Raw genomic sequence first — 13584 nt, 5'->3', positions numbered from 1 at the left:
TAGAGATGCCGCAGCAGCCGGAACAGCACGTCGAACACGATGACCGGGCGCGCATTGCCGATATGGGCGAAGTCATAGACCGTCGGTCCGCAGACATACATGCGCACGTTGGCGGGATCGAGCGGCGTGAACGGCCGCTTCGCCTTGGTCAAGGTATCGTAGAGGCGCAATGGCATGGATGTCCCGTCCGTTGCGGCCGGGCGTCCAGTGATCTCGTGTGAGAAAAGACGGCCTCAGCCAGCGAATCGCTAGCTCATAATCTCGCGGCAAATGCTGCAGATGGCGAGGTGGCCGTTCATGGAAGTTACCATGGAGCAGCCCAGGGGACGGCGTCAAGGGCTTGCCAAAGTCCGATTCGACCGCCAAAGCCCGCCCGGGCGCCATGGTTAATCATTCTTAACCTTTTGGGTTTAACGAATGGGGCGGCCCTCTCATTTCATTGGTGCAGCATGCGATTTCCGACAGCCCTTTGGACCTGTATGTCCCTGCTCGCCGCGACCGCCGCGCTGGCCGACAGCCGGGTGTTCATTATCGCCAACCAGGCCGACGGCTACGGCGTCGACCAGTGCCTCGCCAGGGGCGAAAAATGCGGCGCCCATGCCGCCCGCTCCTATTGCCAGTCGCGGGATTTCGCCCAAGCGGTATCATACCGGCGGGTCGACCCCGATGAAATCACCGGCTCGGTTCCCAAGGCCGCCGGCAACTGCAACCATGCCGGCTGTAACGAATACGTCGCCATCACCTGCCAGCGCTGAAAGCTGTTCTGCCGGGCCCGGGCCCGCGGCCGGTTCCGCCACACCGGCGCCCCGGAAACGACGTGACGCTGCCCCGAGAAGCAGGTATGTGGAGCCGCATCGGCCGCGCTTCTTGGCCTGCTATAATGGCTGGATATGGCTGAAACGTCGATCACCCCTTTCCCCCGCAGGATCCTGGCCTGCGCCGCGCTGCTCGGCGCGGTGATGATGACCACTGGCGCCTCCGCCCAGATGAATCAGGGGCCGCCCTCACAGGGTGGCGTGGCGGTCAATCCGGTGTGCCCGCGGCTGGAGGCGCAACTGGCGACCATCGACCGTGGCGGCAGCGGGGATCCGGCCAAGGAAGAGCAACTCCGCCGCTACCAGGATGCCGCGTCGAAGCAGCAGGGCGAACTCGATCGCGTCACCTCGCAGGCCAAGCGGATGGGCTGCGACAGTTCCGGTTTCTTCTCGCTGTTCTCGGGCCAGTCGGCGCAGTGCGGCCCCGTCAACAACCAGATCCAGCAGATGCGCGGCAATCTGGATCAGATCATGAGCAGCCTGGAACGGCTGCGCGGCGGCGGCTTCGGCGGCGCCGAGCGCGAAAATCAGCGCCGCTCGGTGCTGGCGGCGCTGGCCCAGAACAATTGCGGGCCGCAATACGCCAATGCCCCGCGCGGCGGCGGACCCGGCACCTTCCTGGAAAATCTGTTCGGCAACAACAGCAACGCCCCCGGCGCCGATTACGGCGGGCAATCCGGCACCTTCCGGACGGTCTGTGTCCGCACCTGCGACGGCGCCTATTTCCCGGTATCCTTCGCCACCGTCCCGGCCCGGTTTCCGGACGATGAACGGAGCTGCAAGGCGCTTTGCCCGGCGGCGGAAGCCACCTTGTTCACCTACCGCAATCCCGGCGAGGACATGAACCAGGCGGTCTCGATCAGCGGCCAGCCCTATTCCGCCCTGCCCAATGCGTTCAAGTTTCGTACCGAGTTCAACCCGTCCTGCGCCTGCAAGGGGGTCGGACAGACCTGGTCCGACGCGCTGAAGACCATCGACGAAAAGGCCGCCGCCGACCAGCAGGGCGACATCATCGTCACCGAAGAGAGCGCGAAGAAGATGGCGAGGCCGCCGGCACCGAAGGCGGCCCCGGTCAAGAAGGGTGCGGCGCCTGCAGCGACCACGGCCACCGCGCCTGCGGCCCCCGAACCACCGGCGGCGCCAACCGATTCAACCGGTGCTGCCAAGGACAAGCCGATCCGTTCGGTCGGACCGACCTTTATCCCGACCAATCCACCGGCGCGCTAAAGGCTACCCCTCGAACGCTTCGGCCGATCCGCGGGCGGCGCGTGAGACCAGCGTCTCGTCGGGGGCCGGCAGCGACTGGCCGGTGTCGCGGAATTTATTGGTGATGGGATAGCGGCGATCGCGGCCAAAATTTTTCTGCGTAACTTTGACGCCCGGGGCCGCCTGGCGCCGCTTGTATTCGGCGATATTGAGCAAGCGGTCGATCCGCGTCACCACGGCGGGATCGAAACCTGCGGCGATGATGTCGACGAGCGGCTGCTCGCGCTCGACCAGCCGTTCCAGGATGCCGTCGAGCATGTCGTAGGGCGGCAGCGAATCCTGGTCGGTTTGGTTGTCGCGCAGCTCCGCGGTCGGCGGCCGCGTGATGATGTTGACCGGGATCACTTCGCCGGACGGGCCGAGCGCGCCGTCGGGCTTCCACGCATTGCGCAGGGACGAGAGCCGGAACACCTCGGTCTTGTAGATGTCCTTGATCGGGTTGAAGCCGCCGTTCATGTCGCCGTAGAGCGTGGCGTAGCCGACCGACATTTCCGACTTGTTGCCGGTGGTGACCACCATCGCGCCAGTCTTGTTGGAAATCGCCATCAATAACGTGCCGCGCGTGCGCGCCTGTAAATTTTCTTCGGTGATGTCTCGCAGCAAGCCGGCAAAGGTGCCGGACAGGATTTTTTCAAAACCGTTCACCGCATCCGCGATCGGCAGTACCTCGTAGCGGAAGCCGAGCGCCTCCGCGAGCTTGGCCGCGTCTTCGAGCGAGACCTGTGCGGTAAAACGAAACGGCAGCATAATGCCGCGCACGCGCTCCGCACCCAGCGCATCGACCGCAATCGCCGCGCACAGCGCCGAATCGATGCCGCCGGAGACGCCAAGCAGCACGCCGGGAAATCCGTTCTTGCCGACATAATCGCGCAGGCCGAGCACGCAGGCCGCATAGTCGCCCTTGTCGCCATCGACAACAGGCGCCACCGGCCCCGAGCAGCGCCAGCCGGCGTCGGTCTTGCGCCAAAGCAAGGTCGTGATGTTTTCCTCGAACGCCGGCAATTGCGCCGCGACCGAGAGGTCGGCATTCAGCGCGAACGAGGCGCCGTCGAACACCAGTTCGTCCTGGCCGCCGATCTGGTTGAGATAGACCAGCGGCAGCCCGCTTTCGGTGACGCGGGCGACCGCGATCGACAGCCGCAAATCGTTCTTGTCGCGGGCATAGGGCGAGCCGTTCGGCACCACCAGGATTTCCGCGCCGGTCTCGGCGAGGCATTCGACGACGTTCTCGTAGTCCTCGGACTCCTCCAGCCAGATGTCCTCGCAAATGGGAACGCCGACCCGGATGCCGCGGATCGTCACCGGGCCCGCCGCAGGCCCGCGCGCGAACAGGCGCTTTTCGTCGAACACGCCGTAATTCGGCAGATTGGCCTTGAACCTGAGAGCCGCGATGCGGCCGCCATCCAGCAGGGCGCAGGCATTATAGAGCTTGCCGTCCTCGACCCAGGGCGTGCCGATCAGCACGGCCGGACCGCCGTCGGCGGTCTCGCGCGCCAGCTCCTCGACCGCGGCGCGGCAGGCCGCCTGGAACGCCGGCTTCAGCACCAGATCTTCCGGCGGATAGCCGGTGATGAACAATTCCGGCAGCACCAGCAGATCGCCGCCGTCGGCCTTGGCCTGCGCGCGCGCGGCGCGAGCCTTGGCGGCGTTGCCGGCGACGTCGCCGACGGTCGGATTGAGCTGCGCCAGGGTGATCTTGAACTGAGGTTCGGTCATTCCGCGATGGTGCCCTGCACAAGCGCAAACTGCAATTGCTTGCTTAGATCAGGCCTATGCGCTCAGCGATGGCGAACAGCCAGAACAGCCCGGCCATGACCAGCGCGACGCCGACCGCCGCGGAGCCCATGTCCTTGACCCGGCCGATCTGCGGATCGTGCTCGGTGGTGAGCCGGTCCGCGAGTTTTTCGATTGCGGTGTTGAGCAATTCCACCACCAGCACCATCGCGACGGCGGCGACCATCTCGACGCTGCGCATGGTGGTGACGCCGATCAGCCACGCCAGCGGCAATGCCAGCGCTAGCGCCACCAGTTCCTCGCGAATTGCCGCCTCGGAACGGATGGCAAAGGCGAGGCCGTTGCGCGTGTTGATGGTGGCCCGCCAGAACCGCAGCAATGCTACAGCCCCGCTGCGGCCGGCATCGGCTGCGCCTTGCCGACGCGCTCCTGCTTGAGCAATTCGGCGATCAGGAACGCCATGTCGATCGACTGCTCGGCATTGAGCCGGGGATCGCACACCGTGTGATAGCGGTCTGAGAGATCCTCATGGCTGATGGCGCGCGCGCCGCCGACGCATTCGGTGACATCCTGCCCGGTCATTTCCAGATGCACACCGCCGGCATGGGTGCCCTCCGCTGCATGGATGGTGAAGAACGATTTCACTTCCGACAGGATGCGGTCGAACGGGCGGGTCTTGTAGCCGGAGTTGGAAGCGATGGTGTTGCCGTGCATCGGATCGCACGACCACACCACGACGCGGCCCTCGCGCTGCACCGCGCGGACCAGTTGCGGCAAATGATCGGCGATCTTGTCCGACCCGAACCGGTTGATCAGCGTCAGGCGACCGGGCTCGTTTTCAGGATTGAGGATGTCGATCAGCTTCAAGAGTTCATCCGGCTTCAGCGACGGACCGCATTTCAGGCCGATCGGATTCTTGATGCCGCGGAAATATTCGACATGGCCGTGATCGAGCTGCCGGGTGCGGTCGCCGATCCAGATCATGTGGCCTGAAGTGGCGTACCAGTCGCCGGTCATGGAATCGACCCGGGTAAAAGCCTGTTCGTAGCCCAGCAGCAGCGCCTCGTGGCTGGTGTAGAAATCGGTGGCGCGCAGCTCCGGATGGCTTTCCAGATCGAGCCCGCAGGCGCGCATGAAATTCAAGGCGTCGGAGATGCGGTCGGCCAGTTCCTTGTATCGGCGCGATTGCGGCGAATCCTTCAGGAATCCCAGCATCCATTGATGCACGCTGCCGAGATTGGCAAAGCCGCCGGTGGCGAAGGCGCGCAGCAGGTTCAGCGTCGCCGCCGACTGCCGGTACGCCATCAGCTGGCGCTGCGGATCGGGGATGCGCGCTTCCGGCGTGAACGCGATGTCATTGACGATGTCGCCGCGGTAGCTCGGCAGCGAAACGTCGCCGATTTTCTCCATCGGCGAGGAGCGCGGTTTGGCGAACTGTCCGGCGATGCGACCGACCTTCACAACCGGCACCGCGCCGGCATAGGTCAGGACCACTGCCATCTGCAGCAGCACCCGGAAGAAATCGCGGATGTTGTTGGCGCCGTGTTCGGCAAAACTCTCGGCGCAGTCGCCGCCCTGCAGCAGGAAGGCCTCGCCCCTGGCGACGCGCGCCAGTTGCTTTTTCAGGTTGCGGGCTTCGCCGGCAAACACCAGCGGCGGAAACGTCGCGAGTTGCGCCTCGACATCGGCCAATACCCTGGCGTCGGGGTATTCGGGGATCTGCAAAGACGGCCTGGCGCGCCAGCTATCGGGTGTCCACCGCTCGGACATGGCGTTAACTCCTGAACAAAAACCGCTACTTATGGCAGGCAGCGAAGGGCCGGGTTATACACAGGCTGTTGAAGAACCGCTAGTTGGAATTCAGCCTGTTGCGACAACCCCTTGCGGCAAAAGCCGAATTCGCATTTGGTGTCGGAACTCGCGAAAGCGGAAGAGGATCAAGGGTTGGCTGAGGCTGCGCTCGACGACGTTTTCATCGACGACATCACCTTCCCTGCTACCGACGGGTATCAGCTGGGGGCGACGCTGTTCCTGCCGCGGGGGGCAAAGCGCCATGCCGTCCTGATCAATTCGGCCACCGCGACCCCGCGCCGGATCTACAAGGGGTTCGCCGGCTATCTGGCGCGCCGCGGCTGCGCGGTGCTGACCTATGATTACCGCGGCACCGGCGACAGCAGGCAGAAGGCCATGGTCGGCTACAACCAGCTGAAACCGCTCGCCGGATTCAAGGCCACGATGTCGGACTGGGCGGCGCTGGACGCCGCCGCGGCGGTGACCTGGATGCGCGAGCGCTACAAGACCCTGCCGCTGAATTATGTCGGCCACTCCTTCGGCGGCCAGGCGCTGGGACTGCTGCCCAACAACACCGAAATATCCCGCGCCCTCTTCATCGCGGCACAGGCCGGCTACTGGAAATTGATGGCCTCGCCGGAGCGCTATCGCGTCTACGCCATGCTGAAATTCGTCGGCCTGCCGCTGACAAAAATGCTCGGCTATGCGCCGGGCTGGAGCGGCCTTGGCCAAGACCTGCCCAGGGGCGTGTTCGAGCAATGGGTCGGCTGGGTCATGAGCGAGCGCTATCTGTTCACCGACTCGAAACTTCCCGGTTTGTCGAATTTCGAGAACTACAAGGGCACGCTGCGCGCGCTGTGCCTTTCCGACGACCCCTGGGCAACGCGGCCGGCGGTCGGGCTGCTGTGCTCGGGATTTTCCTCGATCGAGCCTGAAATTCTCACCATCACGCCCGCCGATGCCGGCGTCGGCAAAATCGGCCATTTCGGTTTCTTCCGCCCCGAGCATCGCGACACGCTGTGGCGAGGGGCTGCGGAATGGATCCAGGCGGCGGAATAGCTTCGCTCTGGCTGTCGTCTGCAAACCTGCTTCGATTTTCAAAGGGCGCCGTAGGCAAAGGCGCTTGCGCCGTGCCCACCGTTCTTGATTGATTAAAGATGGCCTTATTGGCCCAAGCGAAGTCAGAACGAATTCGCCAATTCGATTTCCGCCTTCAGCGCCAAAATCCGCCGCTCGGCCTCCTGCGCGGTCAGGTTCTTCGCGAACAGTTTTGGCTGGTAGGCCTCGGCGCTGAGGCTGCGCAGGGTCGCCAGCTGCCGGGGTGTCATCGGGGCGTCGATCTGGTCGGGTAGTCGGGTCATCGGGAACTCCAAAGCAAAAGATTTTTGCGCCTGCTGCAAATCTTAACTTGAAGTTTGTTCTTATTTTGTTCTCTATGGAGATCAACCCCACGAGGCCCACCAATGAACAACAAGCTTAACGAAATCCGCAGGAAAATCAGGTTCTTGCGCTCTGAAATGCTGAGCGCCGAGGCTACCATCCGCCAACAGGTCAACCGGGACGAGGACTGTTCCGAGGCCTCGATGCAGTTGATGGCGATGCGCGTGGTCATGCTTGGCCTGATCGCCGAGCGCAACCGGCTGGGCGGCGAGGAGCGGCTGCTGGATGTGAATGAGCGGCTGAAGCTGGATTACCGCGCCGTCAGCCGAAAACCCCTGAAAGGCGCGCTGGGCCGCCGTGCGCGATGATCGCGAGGATCCTTTGCACTGGAAGGTCCAGACCCTGCGCGGGCAGCTCGTCGAGCTGGGCTCGGCGATCCGCCAGCTCAATCAGTCCGGCCTCGACAGCGCGACCGCGCAGCTGCTGCTCGCGCGCAAGCGGGCGGAGCTGGAAGACCTGATCAAGAGAGGCCGCGCCGATGTCCGACCCGCTCAAATGGTACGACCACAACGCGGATAACCCGCTCTGGATCAAGGCCCTGGCGGAGGTCCGGCACCGGGCGACCCGGGAGGGTTGGTGTCATCAGCATGTCCAGGCGATCATCGTCTCGATCGACCAATATGCCGAAGCCGCACTCGGCAACCGCGATTACTTTCTGAACAAGCCGTATGGCGTCGGCGGCGGGAGGAAGGGTGATGCGGCTTAGGTGCGGATATTTTTGCGCAACTGGTCTTTGGGGGCCCTACTCCGCCGCTTCTCTCACATACCGCGCCGTCACCGTCCGCATCGTCACCAGTTCTTCCGAGGCGGTCGGATGCACCGCCATCGTCGCGTCGAAGTCGGCCTTGGTCGCCTTCATCCTCACGGCGATGCCGATCAGCTGGATCATTTCGGCGGCGGCGTCACCGACGATGTGGCAGCCGACGACGCAATCCGTCGTGCCGTCGACCACCAGCTTCATCAGCACGCGGCTGTCGCTGCCGGACATCGTTGCCTTGATCGGCCGGAAGTTGGTCTTGTATATGTCGACCACGGCGAACTTTGCGCGGGCCTCGGTTTCGGTGAGGCCGACGGTGCCGATTTCGGGCTGGGAAAACACCGCAGTCGGAATGTTGCTGTGATCGACCTCGACGGTGCGCTTGCCGAACACGGTGTCGGCGAAGGCGTGGCCCTCGCGGATCGCGACCGGCGTGAGATTGATGCGATTGGTGACATCGCCGATGGCGTAAATGTTCGGCACCGATGTCCTGGAGAAACCGTCGACGACGATGCCGCCGTTTTTGGGATTGACGGCGACGCCGGTGGTTTCCAGCCCGAGATTGGCAACGGCGGGATGCCGGCCGATCGCGAACATCACCTGGTCGGAGGCGATGCTGGATCCGTTCGACAGATGGGTGGTGAATTCGCCGCCATGCTTGTCGACCCTGGCGACGGTGCAGCCGGTGAGAATGGTGATGCCGTTCTTCTCCATCTCGCCGCGAACATGGGCGCGAACATCCTCATCGAAGCCACGCAGAACGTTGTCGCCGCGATAGATCAGCGTCACGTCGGAACCAAAACCGGCAAAGATGCAGGCGAATTCCAATGCGATGTAGCCGCCGCCCTGGATCACGATGCGCTTCGGCAATTGGGCGAGGTGAAACACTTCGTTGGACGAGATCACGTGCTCGATGCCGGGAATTTCAGCGCCGTGATTGGGCGCGCCGCCGGTGGCGATCAGAACGTATCTGGCGGTGACGGTCTCGCCGGTCGCCAGCCGCAGCGTATGCGGGCCCTCGAACACCGCGCGGGTCTTGACCACGCGGGCGCCTGACTTTTCGACGTTGGTGGTGTAGGCCGCTTCCAGCCGGGTGATCTCGCGGTCCTTGTTGGCGATCAGGGTCGGCCAGTCGAAGGTCGCCTGAGGAATGGTCCAGCCGAAACCGGTGGCGTCCTCGATCTCATGCTGGACGTGCGAGGCGTAGACCAGCAGCTTTTTTGGCACGCAGCCGCGAATCACGCAGGTGCCGCCCATGCGGTATTCTTCGGCGATCATCACCCTGGCGCCATGACCGGCGGCGATCCGGGCGGCGCGCACCCCGCCGGACCCTCCTCCGATCACGAACAGATCGACGTCGAACTCAGCCATGGCACCCTCTAATTCACGCGAATAGCGAATGGCGAATAGTAAGCCGATCGTACGACACGCTTGCCACCCGCCACTCGCTATTCGCTTCCTCAGATCTGCTTGCCGCGCTTGCGCATCTCGGTGCGGAATTCACCGTTCACGACTTCGGAGAAATTCTGCGCCCAGCCGTTCATGTAGGACATGCTGAACTGAATGGCGCGCGGCTCGGCCGCCAACAGCTTCTGGCCGAGCGGCGACTTGTAGAAGGTGACGAGGTCCTTCAATTCCTGCTCGGAAAACTCATTGGTGTAGATGTTGGCCATGCCGTCGCCGATTTCCTTCTCGCGGCCGGCGAGCTTCTGGGCGACGATCACGGCGACCTCGTTGAGGTCCTTCTGGTAGTTCAGGTTGTTCTGCAGCAGCACGTTCTTGGTCTGCTCGACGAGATTGGGAACGGCGCTGGCGTACATCGCGCTGGCGTTTTTCATCGTCAGGATTTCCTTGGCGGCGGCGAGCGCGGCAGGCGAGCCCTGCTTGAGCGGCGCGGCCGCCGCAGCCGGCGCCGGCTGCTTCTGCTGTGCGTTGGCCGGAACGCCTGATACCGCCAGTCCGAGTGCGAGGCTCAAAGCCAGGCTGGTGCCCGACAAGATCTTCGAAACAAGTTTCATTCCAACTCTCCTGAGATTGCGGCGTCAGCGCCGTTCAATTACGCGAATTCCCTGGGCGCCCGCCAGAACGGCAAGGTTGGCAAGGCCGATGAACAGCCCGTGCTCGACGACACCGGGTATGGCGGTCAACAACCCCGCCAGAAGCGGCGCATCGGTGATTTGCCCCAGATGGGCATCGACAATGCAGTGGCCGCCATCGGTGACAAAAACGTGGCCGTCCTTGCCCTTTCGCAGCACCATGTGCCCGGAATTGCCGGTTTGGGCAAATACCGCGGCCATCGCCCGCTGCGTCGCGGCCAGGCCGAACGGAATAACCTCAACAGGCAGCGGAAAGCGGCCGAGAACATCGACCCATTTGGTGTCGTCGGCGATCACGATCATGCGATCAGAAGCGGTGGCCACGATCTTTTCGCGCAGCAGCGCGCCGCCGCCGCCCTTGATCAGGTTGAGCGCGGCATCGATCTCGTCGGCGCCGTCGACGGTGAGGTCGAGCCGATCGACATCGTCCAGCGTGGTCAGGGGGACGCCGCATTGCTCGGCCTGGATGCGGGTCGCCTCCGAGGTCGGCACGCCCACCACGTTCAATCCGGCGCGGACCTTTTCACCGAGCAGGTCGACAAAATGCCTGGCGGTCGAACCGGTGCCGAGGCCGAGTTTCATGCCGTCCCGCACATGCTCGAGCGCGCGCGCCGCCGCCTGCCGTTTCAATTCGTCCATATTCACGCGCAATCCCCTAGGGAGCCGCCGCCGCTTTCCGGCGGGCATCTTTAGCGTCGATTTGCCGGCAGGAACAGGGCGATAAGGGCTCTGCGACCGCCTTTGCCACATGGCGAGCGCCGCGACGCAATGCCGGCCCCCGGGGGCTTGCGCGACGGCCCCCGGACCGATAGCGATTTTCGCATGACCACTCCCCGCATTGTTGTATTCGATCTCGACGGCACGCTGGTGGATACCGCGCCCGACCTGATCAACGCGCTCAACTATGTGCTCGACCGCGAGGGCGTTCCGCCCGTGCCGCTGCATGCCGCGCGCAACCTGATCGGCGCGGGCGCCCGCAAACTGATCGAACGCGGCCTGGAGGTGGACGGCCGCTTCATGTCCGTCGAAGACATCGACCGGATGTTTCGGAATTTCATCGATTACTACGCCGCCCATATCGCCGACGCCTCGCGGCCGTTCGAGGGCCTCGAGAGCGCGCTCGATGAGCTGTCCGCCCATGGTTTCCGTTTCGCGGTCTGCACCAACAAGCTGGAAGGGCTGTCTAAGCTGCTGCTCGACCAGCTCGGCCTGAGTTCGCGCTTTGCCGCCATCTGCGGCGCCGATACGTTCGGGGTTTCAAAGCCCGATCCCGTCATCCTGCGCGAGACGGTGGCGCGCGCCGGTGGGCTCATCGCCGGAGCGATCATGGTGGGGGATGCCGGTCCGGATATCGGCGTCGCCCGCCGCGCGGGAATTCCCGTGATCGGCGTTGAATTCGGCTACACCGAAGTGCCGATCGCGGATCTCAAGCCGGACCTGCTGATCGACCATATGCGCGATTTGCCGGATGCCGTCGCGCGCCTGACAGCACCAGCGAGCACGCCATAAGGTATTGATTATATTATATCAATACTAGAATTAACCATTTCTTAACGATTCTGCCCGGCACGGTTGCACCGCTATCCTGACGCTCCTATGGTCGGCAACGGGGATTGCGGCGGTTAGCCGCAATAGAGTGGCCGATATGCGTCGCGTCGTCGTCATCGCAGTTGCCGGGGCCAGCCTGGCCGGGTGTTCTTCGCTGCCATCGTCGTTTTCCATGGACGCTTTCAAGCCGACGCCGCCCGCCGTCCAGGTCCAGCTCGATTCGATTCCGTCAGGCGCGGACGCCAAGACGTCGGTGGGACCGGGCTGCAAAACGCCCTGCTCCGTTGCGGTTCCCGCGGTCGATACCGGTTTCACCGTCACCTACACCATGAACAAGTTCCTGCCGGTCACCGTCCCGGTGCAGGTGATCAATATCCCCGGCGATTTCGATTCGCCGGCATCGACCTCAATCGATCCCAACCCGGTGGTCGCGGAACTGAAACCGGCGGGACCGCCGCCCAAGCCGGTTCGCAGGCCGCCGCCCAAGCCGAAGCAGCCGAAGCCGGCTGCGGCGCCCGCGGCATCGCCGTTCCCGCCGCCGCCACCACCACCGGCCCGCTGATCGCGTGCGCTGCACCTGAACGGGCAGCGGATTGTGCTGCTGCCGCAACGTGCCTAGATTGCGGGGGTAGCGCCCTCTCCGCGGCTGCTACCGAAAAGGCGCATCTGAATGACCGGATCCAGTTCCCTCGCGTCGCGTCCGATGACCGACCCGTTCGGCCGGACCATCAGCTATTTGCGGGTATCGGTTACCGATCGCTGCGATCTGCGCTGCTTCTATTGCATGTCCGAAGACATGACATTCCTGCCCAAGGCCGATCTGCTCTCGCTGGAAGAGCTCGACCGGCTATGCACGGCCTTCATCGCCAAGGGCGTGAAGAAATTGCGGCTGACCGGCGGCGAGCCGCTGGTCCGGCGCAACGTGATGTCGCTGGTGCGCTCGCTATCGCGCCACCTCGCCTCCGGCGCACTCAATGAGCTGACACTGACCACCAACGGCTCGCAGCTGGCACGCTTTGCCTCCGAATTGTTCGACTGCGGCGTACGCCGCATCAACGTCTCGCTCGACACGCTGGATCCCGCGAAGTTCAAGGCCATCACCCGCTGGGGCGATCTCGACAAGGTGCTGGCGGGCATCGAAGCCGCGCGCACAGCCGGCCTCGCCGTCAAGATCAACGCGGTGGCGCTGAAGAACTTGAACGAAGAGGAAATCCCCGAGCTGATGCAGTGGGCGCACGGCAAGGGCATGGCGCTGACGTTGATCGAGGTGATGCCGATGGGCGACATCGGCGAAGGCCGCATCGACCAGTATGTACCGCTGTCGCTGTTGCGCGCACGCCTGGCCCAGCAATTCACCCTGACCGATCTGCCTGATGACACCGGCGGCCCTGCCCGCTACGTTTCGGTCGCCGAGACCGGCGGCAAACTCGGCTTCATCACGCCGATGACCCACAACTTCTGCGAAGCATGCAACCGCGTGCGCATTACCTGTACCGGCACGCTGCATACCTGCCTCGGCCACGAGGATGCCTCCGATTTGCGCAAGCCGCTGCGCGCCTCCGCCGACAACGACCTGCTCTCCGCCGCGATCGACCGCGCCATCGGCCTCAAACCCAAGGGCCACGACTTCATCATCGATCGCCGGCACAACCGCCCGAGCGTCAGCCGGCATATGAGCGTCACCGGCGGCTGAAGAGACCCGTCTGTTACCTCGCTGTACATCGCGGGCTCACGCGATCACATGCCTGTCGCATGATTTTCATTTTCCATTTGACGCTGCCGCGCCACACTGAAATGGTGCGGCGGCTTTATGCTTGCACGGCCAAAAAAAGGCCGCTGCGCCCTCAAGGGCGCGGTCAAGACGGCGAAAGCGCAAGTCAGGGGGGATGATCGTTGCCATCGCAGCCAACAACAAGCCGTGGCGCCATGTGGGCGAAACACAGCGGCGAGACGAAATGCGCTGAAGCGTCGGATCCGTTCGACCGGCCGGTGAACGGGCGAACATGATGCGCCCGTTACTGGCGCTGAGCCGCGGAATCGACCTGCTCAACGAAAAGATCGGCAACGTCTGCAACGTTCTGGTGCTGGCGGCCTGCCTGGTGAGCGCCGGCAACGCGATGATCCGCTACGCCTTCGG

The 13584-nt window shown here is 63.9% G+C and carries 16 protein-coding genes and 2 pseudogenes; 10 read left to right on the top strand and 8 right to left on the bottom strand.

Annotation, left to right across the window (positions count from 1 at the left end; genetic code table 11):
* Nucleotides 1-176: pseudogene (locus tag Q8N40_RS09520) on the bottom strand (cysteine--tRNA ligase); the annotation flags it as partial.
* A 273-nt stretch (nucleotides 177-449) separates the two neighbouring features.
* Between Q8N40_RS09520 and Q8N40_RS09515 the strand changes: the two are divergent.
* Both Q8N40_RS09515 and Q8N40_RS09510 read left to right on the top strand, forming a co-directional pair.
* Nucleotides 450-755 (top strand): hypothetical protein, encoded by a 306-nt coding sequence (locus Q8N40_RS09515; RefSeq protein WP_305321421.1) that lies wholly within the window; start codon nucleotides 450-452, stop codon nucleotides 753-755.
* 135 nt (nucleotides 756-890) lie between these two features.
* Nucleotides 891-2042 carry a DUF2865 domain-containing protein gene (locus Q8N40_RS09510; protein ID WP_305711640.1) on the top strand — a complete coding sequence of 384 codons (1152 nt, stop codon included), beginning with the start codon at nucleotides 891-893 and terminating at the stop codon, nucleotides 2040-2042.
* Nucleotides 2043-2045: 3 nt separating this feature from the next.
* Here Q8N40_RS09510 and Q8N40_RS09505 read toward each other — a convergent pair whose 3' ends face one another.
* Genes Q8N40_RS09505 through Q8N40_RS09495 form a run of 3 tightly spaced genes read right to left on the bottom strand, consistent with a single transcriptional unit; the run spans nucleotide 2046 to nucleotide 5585 of the window.
* Nucleotides 2046-3797 carry an NAD+ synthase gene (locus tag Q8N40_RS09505; protein ID WP_305711639.1) on the bottom strand — a complete coding sequence of 584 codons (1752 nt, stop codon included), beginning with the start codon at nucleotides 3795-3797 and terminating at the stop codon, nucleotides 2046-2048.
* A gap of 43 nt (nucleotides 3798-3840) precedes the next feature.
* Nucleotides 3841-4194 carry a diacylglycerol kinase gene (locus tag Q8N40_RS09500; RefSeq protein ID WP_305711638.1) on the bottom strand — a complete coding sequence of 118 codons (354 nt, stop codon included), beginning with the start codon at nucleotides 4192-4194 and terminating at the stop codon, nucleotides 3841-3843.
* A 2-nt stretch (nucleotides 4195-4196) separates the two neighbouring features.
* On the bottom strand, nucleotides 4197-5585 hold the full coding sequence (locus Q8N40_RS09495) for a class II 3-deoxy-7-phosphoheptulonate synthase (RefSeq protein ID WP_305320487.1): 1389 nt from the start codon (nucleotides 5583-5585) through the stop codon (nucleotides 4197-4199).
* A 174-nt stretch (nucleotides 5586-5759) separates the two neighbouring features.
* On the opposite strand from Q8N40_RS09495, the gene Q8N40_RS09490 reads away from it, so the two are divergent.
* Nucleotides 5760-6665: an alpha/beta fold hydrolase gene (locus Q8N40_RS09490; protein WP_305711637.1), complete on the top strand. Its 906-nt coding sequence runs from the start codon at nucleotides 5760-5762 to the stop codon at nucleotides 6663-6665.
* Between the two features lie 122 nt (nucleotides 6666-6787).
* On the opposite strand, the gene Q8N40_RS09485 is transcribed toward Q8N40_RS09490, so the two are convergent.
* On the bottom strand, nucleotides 6788-6967 hold the full coding sequence (locus tag Q8N40_RS09485; RefSeq protein ID WP_305322597.1) for a DUF3072 domain-containing protein: 180 nt from the start codon (nucleotides 6965-6967) through the stop codon (nucleotides 6788-6790).
* A 156-nt stretch (nucleotides 6968-7123) separates the two neighbouring features.
* Here Q8N40_RS09485 and Q8N40_RS09480 point away from each other — a divergent pair, with 156 nt between their 5' ends.
* From Q8N40_RS09480 to Q8N40_RS09470, 3 genes are read left to right on the top strand one after another with little or no spacing between them, the layout of a single operon-like run.
* Nucleotides 7124-7354 carry a hypothetical protein gene (locus Q8N40_RS09480; RefSeq protein ID WP_305711636.1) on the top strand — a complete coding sequence of 77 codons (231 nt, stop codon included), beginning with the start codon at nucleotides 7124-7126 and terminating at the stop codon, nucleotides 7352-7354.
* The gene (locus tag Q8N40_RS09475) at nucleotides 7344-7565 is read left to right on the top strand and encodes a hypothetical protein (RefSeq protein ID WP_305322599.1); all 222 of its coding nucleotides are present in this window, start codon (nucleotides 7344-7346) and stop codon (nucleotides 7563-7565) included. The genes Q8N40_RS09480 and Q8N40_RS09475 overlap by 11 nt, the downstream gene beginning before the upstream one ends.
* Nucleotides 7525-7752, top strand: coding sequence for a hypothetical protein (locus tag Q8N40_RS09470; RefSeq protein WP_305322600.1), 228 nt, complete (start codon nucleotides 7525-7527; stop codon nucleotides 7750-7752). Before Q8N40_RS09475 ends, Q8N40_RS09470 begins: the two co-directional genes overlap by 41 nt.
* Before the next feature lie 36 nt (nucleotides 7753-7788).
* Here the strand turns inward: Q8N40_RS09470 and gor are convergent, their stop codons facing one another.
* The 3 genes from gor to rpiA all read right to left on the bottom strand — a co-directional run bounded on the left by gor (nucleotide 7789) and on the right by rpiA (nucleotide 10544).
* Nucleotides 7789-9174, bottom strand: coding sequence for a glutathione-disulfide reductase (gene gor, locus Q8N40_RS09465; RefSeq protein ID WP_305711635.1), 1386 nt, complete (start codon nucleotides 9172-9174; stop codon nucleotides 7789-7791).
* 89 nt (nucleotides 9175-9263) lie between these two features.
* Complete coding sequence (locus tag Q8N40_RS09460) at nucleotides 9264-9821, bottom strand: DUF2059 domain-containing protein (RefSeq protein WP_305322602.1); 558 nt, start codon at nucleotides 9819-9821, stop codon at nucleotides 9264-9266.
* Nucleotides 9822-9845: 24 nt separating this feature from the next.
* Nucleotides 9846-10544: a ribose-5-phosphate isomerase RpiA gene (rpiA, locus tag Q8N40_RS09455; protein WP_305322603.1), complete on the bottom strand. Its 699-nt coding sequence runs from the start codon at nucleotides 10542-10544 to the stop codon at nucleotides 9846-9848.
* Between the two features lie 177 nt (nucleotides 10545-10721).
* Here rpiA and Q8N40_RS09450 point away from each other — a divergent pair, with 177 nt between their 5' ends.
* From Q8N40_RS09450 to Q8N40_RS09435, 4 genes and pseudogenes are all read left to right on the top strand, one after another.
* Entirely contained in the window at nucleotides 10722-11408 is a 687-nt protein-coding gene (locus tag Q8N40_RS09450; protein ID WP_305711634.1) for an HAD hydrolase-like protein, read from the top strand.
* Nucleotides 11409-11544: 136 nt separating this feature from the next.
* Complete coding sequence (locus tag Q8N40_RS09445; protein WP_305711633.1) at nucleotides 11545-12009, top strand: hypothetical protein; 465 nt, start codon at nucleotides 11545-11547, stop codon at nucleotides 12007-12009.
* Nucleotides 12010-12117: 108 nt separating this feature from the next.
* Nucleotides 12118-13140 carry a GTP 3',8-cyclase MoaA gene (gene moaA, locus Q8N40_RS09440; protein WP_305322606.1) on the top strand — a complete coding sequence of 341 codons (1023 nt, stop codon included), beginning with the start codon at nucleotides 12118-12120 and terminating at the stop codon, nucleotides 13138-13140.
* A 313-nt stretch (nucleotides 13141-13453) separates the two neighbouring features.
* Nucleotides 13454-13584, top strand: a pseudogene (locus tag Q8N40_RS09435) (sugar transporter); the annotation flags it as partial.

Origin of the sequence: Bradyrhizobium sp., from assembly GCF_030693485.1 — a bacterium.
Taxonomy (GTDB): domain Bacteria; phylum Pseudomonadota; class Alphaproteobacteria; order Rhizobiales; family Xanthobacteraceae; genus Bradyrhizobium.
Note: the sequence above shows the minus strand (reverse complement) of the source record. Positions and strands in the feature narration are given on the sequence as shown.

Excerpts from the sequence above, each read along its gene's own strand:
- Q8N40_RS09510 (WP_305711640.1), top strand. The coding sequence starts at position 891 with ATGGCTGAAACGTCGATCACCCCTTTCCCCCGCAGGATCCTGGCCTGC.
- Q8N40_RS09480 (WP_305711636.1), top strand. The coding sequence starts at position 7,124 with ATGCTGAGCGCCGAGGCTACCATCCGCCAACAGGTCAACCGGGACGAG.
- Q8N40_RS09460 (WP_305322602.1), bottom strand. The coding sequence starts at position 9,821 with ATGAAACTTGTTTCGAAGATCTTGTCGGGCACCAGCCTGGCTTTGAGC.
- Q8N40_RS09450 (WP_305711634.1), top strand. The coding sequence starts at position 10,722 with ATGACCACTCCCCGCATTGTTGTATTCGATCTCGACGGCACGCTGGTG.
- Q8N40_RS09505 (WP_305711639.1), bottom strand. The coding sequence starts at position 3,797 with ATGACCGAACCTCAGTTCAAGATCACCCTGGCGCAGCTCAATCCGACC.
- Q8N40_RS09515 (WP_305321421.1), top strand. The coding sequence starts at position 450 with ATGCGATTTCCGACAGCCCTTTGGACCTGTATGTCCCTGCTCGCCGCG.
- gor (WP_305711635.1), bottom strand. The coding sequence starts at position 9,174 with ATGGCTGAGTTCGACGTCGATCTGTTCGTGATCGGAGGAGGGTCCGGC.
- Q8N40_RS09445 (WP_305711633.1), top strand. The coding sequence starts at position 11,545 with ATGCGTCGCGTCGTCGTCATCGCAGTTGCCGGGGCCAGCCTGGCCGGG.
- Q8N40_RS09485 (WP_305322597.1), bottom strand. The coding sequence starts at position 6,967 with ATGACCCGACTACCCGACCAGATCGACGCCCCGATGACACCCCGGCAG.
- moaA (WP_305322606.1), top strand. The coding sequence starts at position 12,118 with ATGACCGGATCCAGTTCCCTCGCGTCGCGTCCGATGACCGACCCGTTC.
- Q8N40_RS09470 (WP_305322600.1), top strand. The coding sequence starts at position 7,525 with ATGTCCGACCCGCTCAAATGGTACGACCACAACGCGGATAACCCGCTC.
- Q8N40_RS09495 (WP_305320487.1), bottom strand. The coding sequence starts at position 5,585 with ATGTCCGAGCGGTGGACACCCGATAGCTGGCGCGCCAGGCCGTCTTTG.